This is a genomic window from Lentzea sp. HUAS TT2, assembly GCF_051853195.1.
Taxonomy (GTDB): Bacteria; Actinomycetota; Actinomycetes; order Mycobacteriales; family Pseudonocardiaceae; genus Lentzea.
Map to the genome: position 1 here is coordinate 5,703,944 of NZ_CP196667.1, position 14,531 is coordinate 5,718,474.

18 protein-coding genes are annotated in these 14,531 nt (G+C 67.6%); 4 read left to right on the top strand and 14 right to left on the bottom strand.

The window, feature by feature from the left end:
• Nucleotides 1-10 precede the first annotated feature (10 nt).
• From ACSHWB_RS27870 to ACSHWB_RS27880, 3 genes are read right to left on the bottom strand one after another with little or no spacing between them, the layout of a single operon-like run.
• Complete coding sequence (locus ACSHWB_RS27870) at nucleotides 11-1,120, bottom strand: MAB_1171c family putative transporter (protein WP_439656245.1); 1,110 nt, start codon at nucleotides 1,118-1,120, stop codon at nucleotides 11-13.
• On the bottom strand, nucleotides 1,121-1,633 hold the full coding sequence (locus tag ACSHWB_RS27875) for a hypothetical protein (protein ID WP_439656246.1): 513 nt from the start codon (nucleotides 1,631-1,633) through the stop codon (nucleotides 1,121-1,123).
• 3 nt (nucleotides 1,634-1,636) lie between these two features.
• Nucleotides 1,637-2,074, bottom strand: coding sequence for a helix-turn-helix domain-containing protein (locus tag ACSHWB_RS27880; RefSeq protein WP_360030588.1), 438 nt, complete (start codon nucleotides 2,072-2,074; stop codon nucleotides 1,637-1,639).
• A gap of 199 nt (nucleotides 2,075-2,273) precedes the next feature.
• On the opposite strand from ACSHWB_RS27880, the gene ACSHWB_RS27885 reads away from it, so the two are divergent.
• Complete coding sequence (locus ACSHWB_RS27885; RefSeq protein WP_439656247.1) at nucleotides 2,274-2,663, top strand: hypothetical protein; 390 nt, start codon at nucleotides 2,274-2,276, stop codon at nucleotides 2,661-2,663.
• Between the two features lie 4 nt (nucleotides 2,664-2,667).
• On the opposite strand, the gene ACSHWB_RS27890 is transcribed toward ACSHWB_RS27885, so the two are convergent.
• The 3 genes from ACSHWB_RS27890 to ACSHWB_RS27900 form a co-directional block, all read right to left on the bottom strand.
• Nucleotides 2,668-3,075 carry a DUF3574 domain-containing protein gene (locus ACSHWB_RS27890; RefSeq protein ID WP_439656248.1) on the bottom strand — a complete coding sequence of 136 codons (408 nt, stop codon included), beginning with the start codon at nucleotides 3,073-3,075 and terminating at the stop codon, nucleotides 2,668-2,670.
• A gap of 56 nt (nucleotides 3,076-3,131) precedes the next feature.
• The gene (locus tag ACSHWB_RS27895; protein ID WP_439656249.1) at nucleotides 3,132-4,373 is read right to left on the bottom strand and encodes an RICIN domain-containing protein; all 1,242 of its coding nucleotides are present in this window, start codon (nucleotides 4,371-4,373) and stop codon (nucleotides 3,132-3,134) included.
• 84 nt (nucleotides 4,374-4,457) lie between these two features.
• On the bottom strand, nucleotides 4,458-5,297 hold the full coding sequence (locus ACSHWB_RS27900) for a lytic polysaccharide monooxygenase auxiliary activity family 9 protein (RefSeq protein WP_439656250.1): 840 nt from the start codon (nucleotides 5,295-5,297) through the stop codon (nucleotides 4,458-4,460).
• 86 nt (nucleotides 5,298-5,383) lie between these two features.
• Here ACSHWB_RS27900 and ilvA point away from each other — a divergent pair, with 86 nt between their 5' ends.
• Entirely contained in the window at nucleotides 5,384-6,619 is a 1,236-nt protein-coding gene (gene ilvA, locus ACSHWB_RS27905; RefSeq protein WP_439656251.1) for a threonine ammonia-lyase IlvA, read from the top strand.
• Here the strand turns inward: ilvA and ACSHWB_RS27910 are convergent.
• The 3 genes from ACSHWB_RS27910 to ACSHWB_RS27920 all read right to left on the bottom strand — a co-directional run bounded on the left by ACSHWB_RS27910 (nucleotide 6,616) and on the right by ACSHWB_RS27920 (nucleotide 9,278).
• Nucleotides 6,616-7,860 (bottom strand): hypothetical protein, encoded by a 1,245-nt coding sequence (locus tag ACSHWB_RS27910; protein WP_439656252.1) that lies wholly within the window; start codon nucleotides 7,858-7,860, stop codon nucleotides 6,616-6,618. The two genes, ilvA and ACSHWB_RS27910, sit on opposite strands and share 4 nt — an antisense overlap.
• 91 nt (nucleotides 7,861-7,951) lie before the next feature.
• Nucleotides 7,952-8,593 carry a DUF4360 domain-containing protein gene (locus tag ACSHWB_RS27915; protein ID WP_439656253.1) on the bottom strand — a complete coding sequence of 214 codons (642 nt, stop codon included), beginning with the start codon at nucleotides 8,591-8,593 and terminating at the stop codon, nucleotides 7,952-7,954.
• Nucleotides 8,594-8,654: 61 nt separating this feature from the next.
• Nucleotides 8,655-9,278 (bottom strand): DUF4360 domain-containing protein, encoded by a 624-nt coding sequence (locus ACSHWB_RS27920; RefSeq protein WP_439656254.1) that lies wholly within the window; start codon nucleotides 9,276-9,278, stop codon nucleotides 8,655-8,657.
• A 321-nt stretch (nucleotides 9,279-9,599) separates the two neighbouring features.
• Here ACSHWB_RS27920 and ACSHWB_RS27925 point away from each other — a divergent pair, with 321 nt between their 5' ends.
• Nucleotides 9,600-9,845: a mycoredoxin gene (locus ACSHWB_RS27925; protein WP_090069138.1), complete on the top strand. Its 246-nt coding sequence runs from the start codon at nucleotides 9,600-9,602 to the stop codon at nucleotides 9,843-9,845.
• Here ACSHWB_RS27925 and ACSHWB_RS27930 read toward each other — a convergent pair.
• The 4 genes from ACSHWB_RS27930 to ACSHWB_RS27945 all read right to left on the bottom strand — a co-directional run bounded on the left by ACSHWB_RS27930 (nucleotide 9,842) and on the right by ACSHWB_RS27945 (nucleotide 12,759).
• The gene (locus tag ACSHWB_RS27930; protein ID WP_439656255.1) at nucleotides 9,842-10,333 is read right to left on the bottom strand and encodes a DinB family protein; all 492 of its coding nucleotides are present in this window, start codon (nucleotides 10,331-10,333) and stop codon (nucleotides 9,842-9,844) included. The genes ACSHWB_RS27925 and ACSHWB_RS27930 overlap by 4 nt on opposite strands.
• A 53-nt stretch (nucleotides 10,334-10,386) precedes the next feature.
• Nucleotides 10,387-11,463, bottom strand: coding sequence for a glycoside hydrolase family 19 protein (locus ACSHWB_RS27935; RefSeq protein ID WP_439656256.1), 1,077 nt, complete (start codon nucleotides 11,461-11,463; stop codon nucleotides 10,387-10,389).
• A gap of 101 nt (nucleotides 11,464-11,564) precedes the next feature.
• The gene (locus ACSHWB_RS27940) at nucleotides 11,565-12,257 is read right to left on the bottom strand and encodes a chitinase (RefSeq protein ID WP_439656257.1); all 693 of its coding nucleotides are present in this window, start codon (nucleotides 12,255-12,257) and stop codon (nucleotides 11,565-11,567) included.
• A 118-nt stretch (nucleotides 12,258-12,375) separates the two neighbouring features.
• Entirely contained in the window at nucleotides 12,376-12,759 is a 384-nt protein-coding gene (locus ACSHWB_RS27945; protein WP_439656258.1) for a VOC family protein, read from the bottom strand.
• 59 nt (nucleotides 12,760-12,818) lie between these two features.
• Here ACSHWB_RS27945 and ACSHWB_RS27950 point away from each other — a divergent pair, with 59 nt between their 5' ends.
• Entirely contained in the window at nucleotides 12,819-13,253 is a 435-nt protein-coding gene (locus tag ACSHWB_RS27950; protein ID WP_439656259.1) for a hypothetical protein, read from the top strand.
• On the opposite strand, the gene ACSHWB_RS27955 is transcribed toward ACSHWB_RS27950, so the two are convergent.
• Nucleotides 13,254-14,516 carry a BNR-4 repeat-containing protein gene (locus ACSHWB_RS27955; protein ID WP_439656260.1) on the bottom strand — a complete coding sequence of 421 codons (1,263 nt, stop codon included), beginning with the start codon at nucleotides 14,514-14,516 and terminating at the stop codon, nucleotides 13,254-13,256.
• Between the last annotated feature and the right edge of the window lie 15 nt (nucleotides 14,517-14,531).

The window sequence follows — 14,531 nt, forward strand, 5'->3', positions numbered from 1 at the left end:
GACCATAAGCTCAGCGGAGAGCCACCGCGAGCTTTTCGAGCTCCCGCACGTCGGCGTCCATGCCGTCTTCCTCTGGCACCGCCAGCGCGATCGGCCGTCGCATGGTCACGGCCCCCGACCTGCGCGTCTCCAGCCCGGCCCGCAACCGGTCGGACAACGGCAGCTCGTCGGGCGTCTCCGCGACGTACGGGCTGATCCGCACCAGCCCGTCGCGGCACTCGATCACCCGCCGGTAGTAGCGCCGGTGCACGCCCCGCAGCGACAGCGAGTCGCGCCGGGACGGCACGCGGTGCAGGGCGTCCTCGGGGAACGACTGGTTCAGCAACGTCCACAGCGGAGCGAGCCGGTGATAGGCGCGCAAGTGCCGCAGCCACAAGCGAGTCGCCGCGAACCGCATCGCGGCGATCGGGTAGATCACGCCGACGACGCACAGCAGCACGCCGGGCAGCAGGAACCACACCGCGGTGGTCAGCAGCCAGCGGGGGAGCGGCTCGCCGAAGTAGCGGGAGACGTTGGACGACACGAAGATCGCGTCGGCGGGCACCAGCAGTGCGAGGCCCGTCGAGGTGATCCGCAGGCCGCGTCGCAGCCGGGGTTCGGCGCCGCGGGCGTAGCGGCGGGCCCACACGAACATCGCGGCGAAGCCGTAGAGCAGGTAGCCGTTGCCCAGCGCGTAGAACACCGTGATGGCGAGGACGCCGGTCGGGCCGCCGCCGAGCGAGTTCGGCACGCGGGCCGCCGCCACCCGCAGGTCGTCCGGGATCGCGAGCACCGCCCACGTCATGAAGCTGATGCACAGGGCGAGCGGGATCAGCTGCAGCAGGGCGTGCTTGCGCGCCTTCTCGTCGTCCAGTGCCGAGAAGATGAAGAAGCAGATCAGGCCGTACACGCCGACCTGCAGCATCGAGTGCTGGATCAGCTGGCAGACCATCGGGTCGAGGCCGAGGAACCACCGCCCGTTGGCCGCGGCCCGCCCGAACGGGTAGCCGACCGCCCAGCCGGCCACCAGGCCCGTCACCGAACGCAGCCGCGGGTCGTGCGGGCGCCGCACCAGCAGGTACAGCACCACCGCGAGCGCCGAGAACGCGACGATGCCCTGGGTCTCCTTGAGGTACTCCACCTACAACCACCCCAGCCGGTCCGCGAGCGACTTCGACATGCGGCGCGCGGGCCCCTCCGACGCGCGTGGCGCGACCTTGTCCAGCACCGACGCCCATTCCAGGATGATCGTCGCGACCGTCTCGGCCTCGCGCTCGTGGTCGGAGTCGTAGGACGTGCGCCGCAACGCGCGCCGCACGGCGTCCGGTTCGAGGTCGGGGTACAGGCCCGCGAGCAGGTCGTCGTCCTGCTCGTCGCTGGTGTGACCGGCCAGCAGGTGGCCGAGCTCGTGCAGGATGATGTGGTTCTGGTGGGCCTTCGACGTCTCCTGCTGGTACAGGATGTAGTCGGCCTTGGCGGTGGCGATCCACACGCCGTACGGGCCGGGCACCGGGATCGGGTGGGCGATCAGCCGGATCGGCTTGCCGCGCTGGTCACCGACGCGGCGGCAGAGCTCCTCCACGTCGAGCGGTGGCTGGATGTCCAGCTCGTTCAGCAGGCGGCGGCACCGCTTGCGCAAATCTCGTTCGGCCACGAGTCATCCTTCGCCGCGCTCGGCCTGTTCCTGTCGGTAGACGACGTCGAGCAGTTCCATGACCAGGCGGCGGCGGTCCGGCGACAGTTCCCCCGCGCGCATCGCCATGAGCTGCGCGTCGCTGCCCGAGGCGATCTCGTTGAGGCGCGACTGCTCGTCCTGCAACGATTTCAGCTGCTCGTCGACGCGGTCGGTGACCTCGTCGTCGAAGAAGTAGCTCACGGGCACACCGAAGAAGCCTGCCAGTGCCTGCAAGTGCTTGAACGTCGGGTTGTCCTTCTTGGCCTTGCGCAGCTGCCAGATGTAGCTCTGGGAGATGGTCACGCCGGTGTCGGCGATGGCCGCCGCGACCTGCTCGTTGCTGTACTCCTGGCCGGAACGGGCGGTGTGCCGCGCGAAGAGGTGGTTGAGCTTGTCAGCCAGGGACCGTTGCACCGCCATGCCGCCTCCCCAGTTGCGCGCAGTGAGCGTCTCCACCCATGGAAAGGGCTATCTGGGTGACGGGATTTTCACCAGTTGAAAGCCCTCCGACACCCAACATAGACTCCCCCCGTGCCTGTCTCAACTGCGGAGGGTGTCCGCGCGGTCCGGGACGGTCACGTCAGCCCATCCGATCGCCACTTCGCGGAGGTTCCGGGACATGGCGCTTGCTGAACGACAAGGGTCGTTCCACCGCTCGGTGATCGACGTCGTCTACAAGACCATGAACCAGCTCGCGCAGACGGACTCGCCCAACGAGGTGTTCGAACTGCGTGAGCAGCTTCGTGCTGCCCTGCCCTGGTGGCGAGGGCTGCTGCGGATGCACGAGCCGAACGAGCGGCACCGGTGCAAGTCGTGTCACGCCTGGTACGGGCGGCATCGCGCGTGGCCCTGCCCGGTGTGGCGGGACGCGGTGCAGGCGCTGCACCAGCTCAACGACATGTACGGGTTCCTCGGGGCCTCGCACCCGACCGACCCGATGCCGGGGGAACGGGTGGTCGTGAGTGGTTCCGGCCGCCTGGACGACCAGAACCACTCCCGGTCGTCCTAGCCGATCAGAAGGACACCCTGTCCGTGCTGTCGGCGCGCAGCACCGACTCCTGGCCGAACTGGGACTTGTAGTCGCGCCGGATCTCCTCGATCTCGCGGTTCGCGCCGCGGTCGGAGAGCGGGTACAGCAGGATCAGGACGTAGGAGTCCTCCTTGCCGCCCTTCCACTGGCCGTGCGCGGGCAACCACGTCAGCCCGTCGGGGAAGGCCGGGGTCACCTCCCGGTCCAGGAACGTCTCGAACTGCGCCGGGGTGATCGGCGTGCCGTCCTGCAGCTCGCCGCCGAAGTACAGCTCCGTGCGCTTGTACTGCTCGCCCGGGGGAGCCGCCTCCGTGCCGGCTGCGCTCGCCGAGGTGAGGCCGAGCATGAGGGCTCCCACGAGCCAGGCCACGGTTCCGCGTCGTGTCGTCATGAGCACATCCAACCGGCCGGGACCCGGCCGGTTGAACGTGTTTCGCACTCTGGGATCTAGCCGATCTTGAAGCTCTGCGCCGCCGACCCGTTGCAGGTCGTCTGCACCAGCTGCACGCCGTCAGCGCTGCCGCCGTTCGCCGCCAGGCACTTGTTCGAGTGCCTGGCCGTCAGCGTCGAGTAGCCGTCGGACCCGGTCGTGATCCGCCACTGCTGGTTGGTCGCGCCGAAGTTGTCCCACAGGTGGATGCCGGTGTTGTCCGCGGTGGACGGGCCACTCACGTCCAGCACCTTGGCCGGGTCGTTGCGGTACTCGACGCGGGAGTAGCCGTCGGTCGTCGCCACGACGCGGAAGTTCTGCGCCGTGGTGCCGTTGCACGCGTACTGCTGGATGACGGTGCCGTTGCTCAGACCCGCGGCCGCGGCGTCGACGCACTTGCCGTTGCCGCGGTTGACGACCGTCTTGAACTCACCCTGCGGCGGCGGGGTGCCGCCACCGCCCAGCCACAGCAGGCTGTCGATCAGGAAGTTGTTCTGCGTGGCGCTCGCGAACGTGGACGACAGCGGCTTGTTCGCCGCGTAGTCCATGGCGTTGTGGCCGAAGTTCGCGTAGATCATCTTGTAGTTCTTGTTCGACCACATGATCGGGTAGTACCCGCTGCGCCACTGCTGGTTCGGGTCGGTGCCGAGCGGGAAGCTCGACGGGTCGACGCTCGCCAGGATCTGGATGTTCGGGTTCTGCCGCAGGTCCTTGTCCCAGCTGTACCACTCGCTGACGGCCGAGGTGAACTTCTCCGGCAGCCGCAGGGTCGACGGGTGCGTGCGGGTCTCGACCTTGAGCACCGCGGTCGTCGGGCCCCACGTGTTGCTGACGAAGTTGCCCTTCGCCAGGAACGTGTTGTGGTACCACGGCCACTCGTTCGCGTTCTGGGTGAACGCGCTGACGTGGAAGCCGAAGAAGCCGCCGCCGGCCTCGATGTAGCGCTGGAAGCCGGTGCGGGCCGCGGCACCGGTGGGCGCGTCGTCGAGGAAGATGACGACCTGCGCCTGGGCCGGGGTCAGGCTGTTGAGCCGGTTCCAGTCACGGGTCGACTCGTAGGTGAAGCCGTTCTCCTGACCCGCGCGGGTGAGCCACGGGTTGGCCTCGTTCACGAACGCGATGTGCGCCGCGTCCCACGTGCCGTTGTAGAACGCGAGGACCTTGAACGGGGCCGCCTGTGCCGTGCTCGTCGCCGAGAGCGAGACCGGGACGAGGGTGGCGGCGAGCATTGCCAGCAACGCCAACAGTTTTCGAGCCATTCGGGTACACACCTTCGTGTAGCAGGGGTTGCGCGCCCGAAGATCATCGTAGAGAAGGTCTAGACCTGTTGGGGACCGGGACGTTCACAGAATTCTTTTGCGCCACAACATGATCCCGCCGAGCACGGCGAGCCCGCCGAGTGCGGCCACCACGGCCGACATGCCGAACCTCGTTGCGTTGGAAGGAGGTTGTTCGGCACTCGACGCAACGGGGACGGGCCGGGGAACGCTCGACCTCGGCGCGGACGGCTTCGTGGACGGGGCCGCGGAGCTGTTCTGGGTCGGCGGGACGGCCTTCACCGGCGGCGCCGCGATGGGGGCGGGCTGGGCGGCCGGTGGAGCGGGAGCCGCGGCCGCGGCGATCTCGACGTCCGTGCACGAGTAGTAGGTGTCGGGCGTGTCCGTGTTCTGCCAGACCGTGTAGATCAGGTGGCGTCCGGTCCGGTTCTTCGGCAGCTGCACCTTGAACTCGTAGGAGCCGTTCACGAGCGGGGGAGAGGGCACGTTCAGGAACTGGTCCAGGTCGGCCCAGCGCAGCGCCTGGCTCGGCGAGTAGCCGTCGCGCGTCACGTAGAACCGGAACGAGCCCTGGTGCGGGATCGTCGCCTTGTAGGTGAAGTCCGTGCTCTTCAGCTTCGTCGCCGGCCACTGCGCGCTCGGCAGGTCCAGCCCGGCGTACTTCGCGATGCCGGCGCTGCACAGCTTGCTGTCGGGGACCATGGCCTGGTCCTGGCCGCGCACGTTCGGGAGCCGGATGTTGTCCCACTCCTTGGACGGCAGCCCCGCCGCGATGGCGCTGCGGCAAGGCGGGGATGATGCTGTTGGCTGACCTGGCGAACACAGGAAAGCCCTGCTCGCGGGGTCAGTGGGCGCGCCATGGGCGTGCGCGGGAACCGCGGAGAGCATCATGAGCAGCGTTAGCACGCCCAAAAGGCGAAACACCGGCATCGCCCCCTTCCTTCTAGGGGTACGCGTGCCAGACCCAAGTCGTTCACGGAAGATGTATTGACATGTCCTTCGCTGATGAGGTGTCCGCGGCCGCAGCCCGGCTCGGTGGTGTCGCACGCACGACGCCGCTGGAGGTCAACCAGCGGTTGTCCGAGAGGACCGGCGCGCGCGTGTGGTTCAAGCGCGAGGACCTTCAGGTAGGCCGCTCGTACAAGCTGCGCGGCGCGTTCAACCTGCTCTGCCAGACCGAGTTCGCGTTCGGCGGCGCGGTCTGCGCGTCGGCGGGCAACCACGGCCAGGGCATGGCGTACGCCTGCCGCCGCCTGGGCATCGAGGGCCGCGTGCACGTGCCGCGGACCACCCCGCGCCAGAAACGCGACCGCATCCAGGCCCTCGGTCAGGGCATGGTGCAGCTGGTCGTGGACGGCGACACCTACGACGACGCGGCCGCGCTGGCCAAGGAGTACGCGCAGCAGACGGGCGCGACCCTGGTCCCGGCCTTCGACGACCGCCGCACGGTCGCGGGCCAGGGCACCGTGGGTCTCGAGATCGTCCAGCAGCTCGGCGGCGCCCCCGACGTGGTCGTGGTGCCCATCGGCGGCGGAGGCCTGCTCTCCGGCGTCGGCACGTGGTTCAAGGAGCGCTTCCCGCGCACCCGCATCATCGGCGTGGAGCCCGCCGGCGCCGCGAGCATGATCGCCGCCATCCAGGCGGGCGCCCCGGTGACGCTGCCCGAGGTCGACTCGTTCGTCGACGGCGCCGCGGTGCGCCGCGCCGGTGACGTGACGTTCCCCATGGTGCGCGACAGCGGCGCCGAGCTGCTCACCGTGTCCGAGGGCGCGGTCTGCACGGAGATGCTGGAGCTGTACCAGATCGACGGCATCATCGCGGAGCCCGCGGGCGCGCTCGCCTCGGCGGCGCTGCTGGAGGAGATCTCCGTGGCGCCGGACTCGACGGTCGTGTGCCTGCTGTCCGGAGGCAACAACGACGTGTCGCGCTACGCCGAGATCGTCGAGCGGTCGATGATCCACCGCGGCCTGAAGCACTGGTTCCTGGTGGAGTTCCCGCAGGAGCCCGGCGCGCTGCGGCGGTTCCTCGACGACGTGCTCGGCAAGGACGACGACATCGTGCAGTTCGAGTACATGAAGCGGGACAACCGGGAGACCGGGGCCGCGCTGGTGTGCATCGAGCTGGGGCGTCGCGAGGACTACGACCTGCTGTGGGGGCGGATGAAGGAATCGCCGCTCAAGATCCAGCACGTGGAGCCGGGGTCGACGGCGTACCGCTTCCTGATCTAGGCGGTGTCGAGGCGGTGCAGCACCGCGCCGGTCGCGACGTCGAGGATCTCGACCAGGTGGGGCGAGCGCTGCACCGCCACCCAGGGCAGCTGGTGGTGCGGGACCAGGGGGCCGGCGAAGTCGGTGACCGTGTGCGCGGCCTCCCTCGTCCGTGCCCGGACGACGTCGCCCTCGCGGGTCAGCAACGCCGGTCCGCCGGCGATCTCCACCAGCTGCAGCACGTCCTCGCCCGGCGGGACGGGGATGAGCGTGTCCTCCCAGTCCGTTCCCGTCGCCTCCCACGCGCCGCCGCGGTCCCACGCGTAGGTGTAGCCCGGCCCGCGCAGGCCCATGCCCGCGCCGTCGAGCTTGGTGTGGAAGGGAAAGATGTCCGGCTGGTGCAGCTTGGAGTTCGACGGTTCGAGCAGCACGTGGCCGGGGGACCAGCGCAACGTCCACCACTGACCGGCGCGGCGGAAGTAGACGCGGACGTCCCAGGGCTCGACCGAGTGCAGGTAGAGCGGTGACAGGTCGTGCGCGGCCTCGTCAGCGACGCTGAAGTCGATCGGGATGCGCAGCTTGACCAGGTCGGTGTCCCCGTCGCCGGTGACGTGCACCAGCAGTTCGCCGTCGACCTCGATCAGGGCGATCAGCGCGTTCAGGTGTGACGCGGACACGTAGGTCGCGGCCAGGACCGGGCCGGGCAGCCGCAGCCAGGCGGTGGGCAGGCCGAGCCGCCACAGCACCAGCTCGTCGGGCTCGTTCCCCCGCGCGAGCAGGAACGGACCTGGGCTCGGCATGACGGGGAACCGCAGCGCCGCGCCCCGTGCGCCCGCGTTCAGCAACCACCGGCACTGCTCTTCTGGCGGCGGCTGGAACTCGAACCTCGTCCCGCCGACCGTCACGCGCACGGCTCCGTCCGAGCCTTCGGCCACGGTCGCGATGCGCTCGTGCGGCTGCGTCTCGCCCTGGAGGAAGGTGAGGCCGGGAGAGGGCTCCTCGCGGGAGATCAGCCACCCGTGGTCGGGCAGCCGGCCCGAATGCCCGGTGACCGGGACGGGGTGCACGCTCTTGCCCACCCGTTCCAGCGCGACGAGCACGGCGAGCCGCATCAGGTCCAGACGCGCCGACGAGTCCGGCAGGTCGTCGAGGAACACCGGGAGGTGCGGGTAGCGCGGCTTCGGGAGCACCGCGGCGATGGCGTCCACCGCCGCGTGGAACTCTGGGCCCTGGTCCATTCCGGACAGTGCGTGGATCTCCATCGTCCCCCCAGACGGTTGCGAGGGACCGATCTTCCCAGAGCAAGGGCGTGCCGGGCACCCCGTTCGCGGAATGCCCGGCACCTAGCGGGTACTACGGCTTGGGCGGGCAGACCTTCCACGCGAAGTGGTAGGTCGTCTCGATGGACCCGTCGGTCGAGTCCATCGCGATGAAGCTGGTGAGCTTCTTGTCGGAGGTGCCGGCCATGACCCGGAGCTCCGTGTTGATGTTGAAGTTCCGCTTCTCGCCGCACGGGTGGTAGACGATGGCGGCCACGTCGGTCGTGTCCGTCGCCTGCCAGTCGTCGCTGAGCGGGCCCTTGTAGTTGTGCTGCTTGTACTCGGTCTGCGACATGCCCTGGAAGTAGTAGTTGGCCTTCTCCAGGGCCGTGGCGCCGCGTTCGAGGTGGGCGAAGCCGCGGTAGTCGGTGGACGCGATGCCGTAGGTGAAGCCGGACGGCACGTTGACGCGCAGGTTCAGCTGGCAGTTCTTGCGGAAGTCGGTGGGCAGGGCCTGGGGCCCGACCTGCGCCATGAACTCGCTGTAGGTGACGGTGAACGCCTTGTTGTCCGGGCTGACGGCCACGGCCGCGGTCCCCGCCCGGCAGCCGGAGCCGTTGATGGTCACGACGTCGATGGTGATGTGGTCCGGTGGGGGAGTGTCGCCGGGGGCGCCGCCGGGCGGGACGATGATGGTCGACATCGCGAACACGGCCGCGGCCAGTGTGTTGAGCATGGGGCACCTTTCCGTCTGGGGTTCAAGGGAAATGAACGGGCGGCGGCAATCGGTGCCTGGATCAGCAGCGCTTCCAGGAGAACTGGTACTTCGTGCTCACACTGCTGTCCGTGGAATCCATCGTCATGAAGCTGTTGAGCTTCGACGCGGTTCCCGCGTTCACGCGCAGTTCGGTGTTGATGTTCAGGTGGCGGACTTCCCCGCACGGCGCGTAGATGATTTCCGACACCGTCGCGCGGTCGGTGGCCTGCCAGTTGTCGCTCTTCGGGCCGGTGAACGTGTGGGTGCGGCTCGCGCCCTGGGACATGCCCTGGAAGTAGTAGTTGCCCTTCTCCACTCCCGTGGCGCCCTGCTGCAGGTTGGCGAACCCGCGGTAGTCGGCCTGGGCGATGCCGAACGTGAAGCCCTGCGGATAGCTCACTCTGATGTTGAGCTGGCAGTTCTTGCGGAAGTCCGTCGGGCTGGAGCCCTGCCCTGCCTGGGCCAGGTACTGGCTGTACGTGACCGTGAACGCCGTGCGGTCGTCCGCGGCGGCGACGGCCGCGGTGCCGGCGGGGCAGCCGGAACCGTTCACCGTGACGACGTCGATCGTCACGAAATCAGGAACATCGGATGCTGCGTTCGCGGCGGGCGCGGTCAGGACCGCGGACAGCGCGAGGGCAGCAGCCGCCACCGTTTTCAGCATGGCGAGCCTTTCTGATTCACGACTGCGGTAGCGGCGGCGGAATTCAGACGATATCGGAAACTCTGCGTGGTGACGGGCCGCCGAATGGGTGACTGAATTGATCGTCACGGTTCAGGCGAATGCACGACCAATTGCACGGCCGAAATCTTCGGTCGTGCGCGAACTATGTTCACTCACCGTGCAGAAAATTGACCTGACGATTGTCTGACGATCGCCGTTCGCCGCAGTGGCGCGGGGCACAGAGGTGCCCTGGGAAGAAGGACCCGCCGCCGGGCGTTGATACTGACGACGCTGACCAACCCTCGATGAGGAGTGCGCCTGATGGCTCCCGACCAGCTGACCGTCTACTCGACCTCGTGGTGCGGCTACTGCCGGATCCTGAAGAGCTCGCTCGACCGCGAAGGCATCGAGTACGTCGAGATCAACATCGAGGAGACGCCGGGCGCGGCCGACTTCGTGATGGAGGTGAACGGCGGCAACCGCACGGTGCCGACCGTCCACTTCCCGAACGGCGCCGCGCTCACGAACCCGTCGCTCGCGCAGGTGAAGGAACAGCTCGCGGCCTAGTTCTCGTACAGGAACGCGGTGGTCGACTGACCGTCGAGAGTCTCGCGGAGGATGTCCGCGTGGCCCGCGTGCTGCGCGGTTTCCCGGATCAGGTGCAGCACGATCCGCCGGATCGACATCGGCTGCGGGTCCTGGTCCCAGGGCGCGGACGGCAGCGGGACGAGCTTGTCGAGCGAAGCGGTGCGCACGGCCTCATCGGTCGCGCGCACCGCTTCGTCGTAGGACTCCAGCAACGCGTCGAGGTCGTCGCCGGTCCAGGTGTACTGATCCCAGTCGAGCATGCCCGGCGGGGTGCCCGGCTGCTCGGTCAGGACGTGGGTCCAGCCGCGCTCACACCAGGTGAGGTGCTTGAGCAACCCACCCAGCGTGAGCTCGCTGACGGTCGTGCGCTTCACCGCTTCTGCGGCGGTGAGACCTTGCACTGTGACGCGGAAGGTCCTGCGCTGATCGTTCAGTTCGTGCAACAGGTCGTTGAGCTCCATGGTCATGAATTGAAGCTACGACCGAACCAGGACCACTCAAGTCCTAGTCAGGGCAACCACTAGCAGTAGAGGTTCGCACCGGTCGGCACGCCGAGGATCTGCGTGAACCGCGTGTAGTTGTTGACGCGGCTCTGAACCTGTCCCGGGTTGCGGCCGTCGCACTCCAGCGATCCGTTGATGCTGCGGATCGAGTGGCCGAACCCGGAGCCGTTGGTCATGGCGGCGTGTCCGGTCATGGAACCGGGGCCGGACTGGGTGTTCCAGTACCAGAGACCCGTCTTCCACGCGATCGGGGACTGTCGTGCCACCAGTTCCGGGTTCAACAGCAGGTTGATGCCGAGGTAGTCGCCGGCCGTCTTGTAGTTGAAGTTCCACGACAGCTGGATGGGACCGCGGCCGTAGTACTTCTGGACCGCCGGGCAGCCGTACGGCCGGGTCTCGTCGCAGTAGTCCCCGCTCTGGTCGATCTCCTCGACGTAGCGGAGGCCGCCCGTCTCGTGGGAGACGTTCGCGAGGAACGCCGCCGCTTCCTGCTTCGACACCGTGTCGCCGCCGGTCTTCGCGAAGGCCGGGAACGCGCTCAGGGCCTCGACGAGGCCGCTGTAGGTGTAGAAGCTGTTGCGGGATGACGGCGGGAACATCTGGTCGAACTGGGCTTGGCTGACGACGAAGCTGCCGCCGCCACCGCCGCCGCCACCGTCGCAGCTGTGCGGTTCCCAGTACCAAGTGGAGATGACCGGGTCGTAACCGGGGTTGTCGTGCTCGGCGATGTAGTAAGAACCGTTGTACCGCACGATGTTGCCCGTGTAGTACTGCCGGCCCGCAACCCAGTCCGTGGCGCTGGTGCAGGTACCGCCGCCACCTCCACCGCCGTCACAACTCGTCGGCTCCCAGTACCAAGTGGAGATGATCGGGTCGTAACCGGGGTTGTCGTGCTCGGCCACGTAGTACTGACCGTTGGTGTACTTCACGATCGAGCCGGCCGTGTACCACGTGCCTGCCGCCCAGTTGGTGAACGAGCAGGCCTGTGCGGACACTTCCGCCTGTGAAGACGCGGTCGGTGCGAGGACGGCCACGGTCGCCGCCATCGTCACCGCCGCGAGAGACGCCAGAATTCGTTTTCTCAGCAAGGTCACTCACTCCTGGAGTCTTTTGCGCCCGGAGGATCAGGTATGTGAACACGCTGAGGTTGGCATCAATGGTCCAGACCAGTCAAGGGTCTAGACCTGTCTTGTCACTAGCAGTACAGGTTCGATCCCGTTGCGACACCGATGATCGAGGTGAACGAGCGGTACTTCGAGACGCGGCTCTCCACCGTGCCGGGGTTGCGGCCGTCGCACTCCAGGGATCCGTTGATGCTGCGGATCGTCTGGCCGAAGCCGCGCGAGTTGACCATCGCGTTGTGCGGGGTCATGGTGCCAGGACCGTTCTGCGTCATCCAGTACCAGATCGCGGTCCGCCACGAGATGGTCGCGTTCGTGGCCACCAGCTCGGGATTGCCCAGCAGGTTGACGCCGAGGTAGTCGCCGGCCGTCTTGTAGTTGAAGTTCCACGACAGCTGGATCGGGCCGCGGCCGTAGTACTTCTGGGGCGAGGGGCAGCCGTAGGGCTTGGTCTCGTCGCAGTAGTCGCCGCTCTGGTCGATCTCGCGGATGTAGCGCAGACCGCCGGTCTCGTGCGAGACGTTGGCCAGGAACGCCGCGAGCTCCTGCTTCTTCACCGTGTCACTGCCCTGGTTCGCGAACGAGCCGAACGTGGCCATCGCGTTCTTCAGGCCGCTGTAGGTGTAGAAGGCGTTGCGGGGCGGGGACGGGAACATGCGGTTGAACTGCGCTTCGGTGACGATGAACGGCGCTGCCGTCGCCGGTTGAACGAGCGTGAAGACGCCGATCAGCGCGACGATCAGGGCGGCGGCGCGGGTCCTGAACATGGGACCAACTCCTCGGAGTGTCAGGGCGGCCACTGCGTGTTACCGCTCTCACGGTGGCAGGCAACGCACTCCGAGCACAAGAGGTGGTCTATACCTTTTAGATACGTGAACCGGTTCGTCAGCTGCCGGAGCCGTACGGGCGGGTGATGATCTCCAGCGCGTGGCCGTCCGGATCGTTCCAGTAGACGCCGCGCCCGCCGTCGTTGCGGTTGATCTGCCCAGGCTGGCTGTGGAACGGGTCGGCCCAGTAGTCGAGGCCGCGTTCCTGGATGCGGCCGAAGATCTGGTCGAACTCCTCCTCGCTCACCAGGAACGCGTAGTGCTGCTCGGCGATCGGGCCCTGGGCGGTCATGTAGTCGAGCGAGACGCCGTTCGCGACCTCCACGACGAGGAACGGGCCGTAGCGCACCGGGTCGGGCAGGCCGAGCAGTTCGGTGAGGAAGCGGGCGGAGTGGTCCTGGTCGCTGACGTGGACGATGGTGTGGTTGAGCTGTACGGGCATGGGTTCCTGCTTACTCGTGTGTCAGCGAGTTGTCAGCGCGGACGGCGATGATCACCCGCATGAAGAGGGTCATCATCGCCGTCGCGTTCGTGCTGCTCGGTTTCGTCGCTCCCGGTGTCGCCAACGCGGAGACGCCGCCCGGCTGTGCGAGCGCCGCGCAGATCGGGTCGACCGGGTACATCAAGTGGCGTGGCAACAACATCGCGTCCGTGAAGCAGTTCGCGGGCTGCGGGTCGAACTACTCCTACGTCTACGTATGGGAAAGCTTCCGCGCCACCGGCCGCTACTGGGGAACGCAGACCGCGATCGCCGTCTACGGCAGTGCCGGCGACAGCACACCGAACTCCTACAAGGGCGGCAACAGCAGCCAGTTCGCCCCCGTCGAGCTGTGGGGCAAGCCGGCCTCCACCCTGTCCCAGTGCACTGCCGCCTACGGCATGGTCAGCGTCCAGCAGGACGACAACTTCACCGCGTTCTCCAGCAAGCGCTGCTGATCAGCCTCGAATCGAGAACACCGGCCACGTACCCGTGTGGTTGGTCTTGCGGGTCTCGTAGTCGATGGTGTTGGCGATCAGGTCGCTCGGCCGGTTCTCCACGAAGTTCGCGTAGAACGTCGTGTCGGCGCCGGCCGAGTACGGCACCGTCAGGTCGTGCTTCGCCGTCACGGACCCGCCGGGCGTCCACGACTTCACCAGCACCCGCTTGCGATCCGCGCTGGCGTAGGAGAAGTCCACGCCGTTTCCGGTGGCGGTGAGGTCCTTGAACAACGACGTCGAGGTGTCGGCCGTCGTGGAAGTCCAAGTGCCACCGGCGAAGCGTGACAGCACGATCTTGGCGCTGGTGCTGGTGTGCACGCCGTAGCCCAGCACGAGCGAGCCGTCGTTCAACGGCACCGTCACCGGATTCTCCTCGGGCAGGTCCTTGCCCGCGGGGAGATCGGTGGGGTTGGTCGTGACGACCCTGGCCTTGTCGGTGTCCGACGAGTCGATCACCGTGCCGAGTGACGCGCCGCCGACCGTGAACAGGGTGCCGGACGCCGTGTCGAGGTAGGCGACGTAGATGTTCTTGCCGCCGCCGTTGTGGCCCTTCGGTCCGCCGTGCAGCGACCAGGTCAGGTAGACGCGGCCGTTGCGTTGCGTCACGCCGAACGCGTACACCTCGGCGTACCTGTCGGCCGTGCGGCCCGAGTCGATGATCGTGCGCGGGGCGGACCACGTTTTGCCGTTGTCCGTCGACTTGATCATCTTGTAGGTGCGGTACGGGTAGGACAGATCCGTGTTGTGGCTGTAGAACAGGTGGATCGTGTTCCCCGTGACGACCGGCTCGGGGTAGGTGTTCTTGTCGGTGCTGATCGTCCGCGCCGTCCACGTGCCGGTGATCGACCGTGGCGCAGGCGCGGTGTAGAGCTGCATCGACGCCGTGTGCGTGGCGCGGAAGACCGCCAGCCTGCCGTCGCCGAGCTGCGTGAGCACGGGGTAGTCGTGATAGGCGTTGTCGTGCGTCAGGTTCAGCGTGGCGACCTTGACGGCCGACGACCACGTGTTCGCGGCGTGGTCGAACGCCTTGACGTAGATGTCGTGCCTGGTCCCCGAGTACGTCACGAACGTCTTGTTCACCGTCGCGTCGTACACGCCCGCGCCGTTGGTGCGCAGGCACCCGTAGACGCTCGCTGTGGTGACGGTGTCGAGAGTGGGCGCGGCCTGCGCCGGTTGACAAAACGCGACAAGAAGCAGCAACACTGCGGCCAAAGCGCGCATCGCCGACCTCCGATG

What these genes read in the sequence shown, in the direction of transcription:
- ACSHWB_RS27880 (WP_360030588.1), bottom strand. Translation starts at nt 2,074, where the DNA reads ATGGCGGTGCAACGGTCCCTGGCTGACAAGCTCAACCACCTCTTCGCG.
- ACSHWB_RS27885 (WP_439656247.1), top strand. Translation starts at nt 2,274, where the DNA reads ATGGCGCTTGCTGAACGACAAGGGTCGTTCCACCGCTCGGTGATCGAC.
- ACSHWB_RS27890 (WP_439656248.1), bottom strand. Translation starts at nt 3,075, where the DNA reads ATGACGACACGACGCGGAACCGTGGCCTGGCTCGTGGGAGCCCTCATG.
- ACSHWB_RS27895 (WP_439656249.1), bottom strand. Translation starts at nt 4,373, where the DNA reads ATGGCTCGAAAACTGTTGGCGTTGCTGGCAATGCTCGCCGCCACCCTC.
- ilvA (WP_439656251.1), top strand. Translation starts at nt 5,384, where the DNA reads ATGTCCTTCGCTGATGAGGTGTCCGCGGCCGCAGCCCGGCTCGGTGGT.
- ACSHWB_RS27910 (WP_439656252.1), bottom strand. Translation starts at nt 7,860, where the DNA reads ATGGAGATCCACGCACTGTCCGGAATGGACCAGGGCCCAGAGTTCCAC.
- ACSHWB_RS27915 (WP_439656253.1), bottom strand. Translation starts at nt 8,593, where the DNA reads ATGCTCAACACACTGGCCGCGGCCGTGTTCGCGATGTCGACCATCATC.
- ACSHWB_RS27920 (WP_439656254.1), bottom strand. Translation starts at nt 9,278, where the DNA reads ATGCTGAAAACGGTGGCGGCTGCTGCCCTCGCGCTGTCCGCGGTCCTG.
- ACSHWB_RS27925 (WP_090069138.1), top strand. Translation starts at nt 9,600, where the DNA reads ATGGCTCCCGACCAGCTGACCGTCTACTCGACCTCGTGGTGCGGCTAC.
- ACSHWB_RS27930 (WP_439656255.1), bottom strand. Translation starts at nt 10,333, where the DNA reads ATGACCATGGAGCTCAACGACCTGTTGCACGAACTGAACGATCAGCGC.
- ACSHWB_RS27940 (WP_439656257.1), bottom strand. Translation starts at nt 12,257, where the DNA reads ATGTTCAGGACCCGCGCCGCCGCCCTGATCGTCGCGCTGATCGGCGTC.
- ACSHWB_RS27945 (WP_439656258.1), bottom strand. Translation starts at nt 12,759, where the DNA reads ATGCCCGTACAGCTCAACCACACCATCGTCCACGTCAGCGACCAGGAC.
- ACSHWB_RS27950 (WP_439656259.1), top strand. Translation starts at nt 12,819, where the DNA reads ATGAAGAGGGTCATCATCGCCGTCGCGTTCGTGCTGCTCGGTTTCGTC.
- ACSHWB_RS27955 (WP_439656260.1), bottom strand. Translation starts at nt 14,516, where the DNA reads ATGCGCGCTTTGGCCGCAGTGTTGCTGCTTCTTGTCGCGTTTTGTCAA.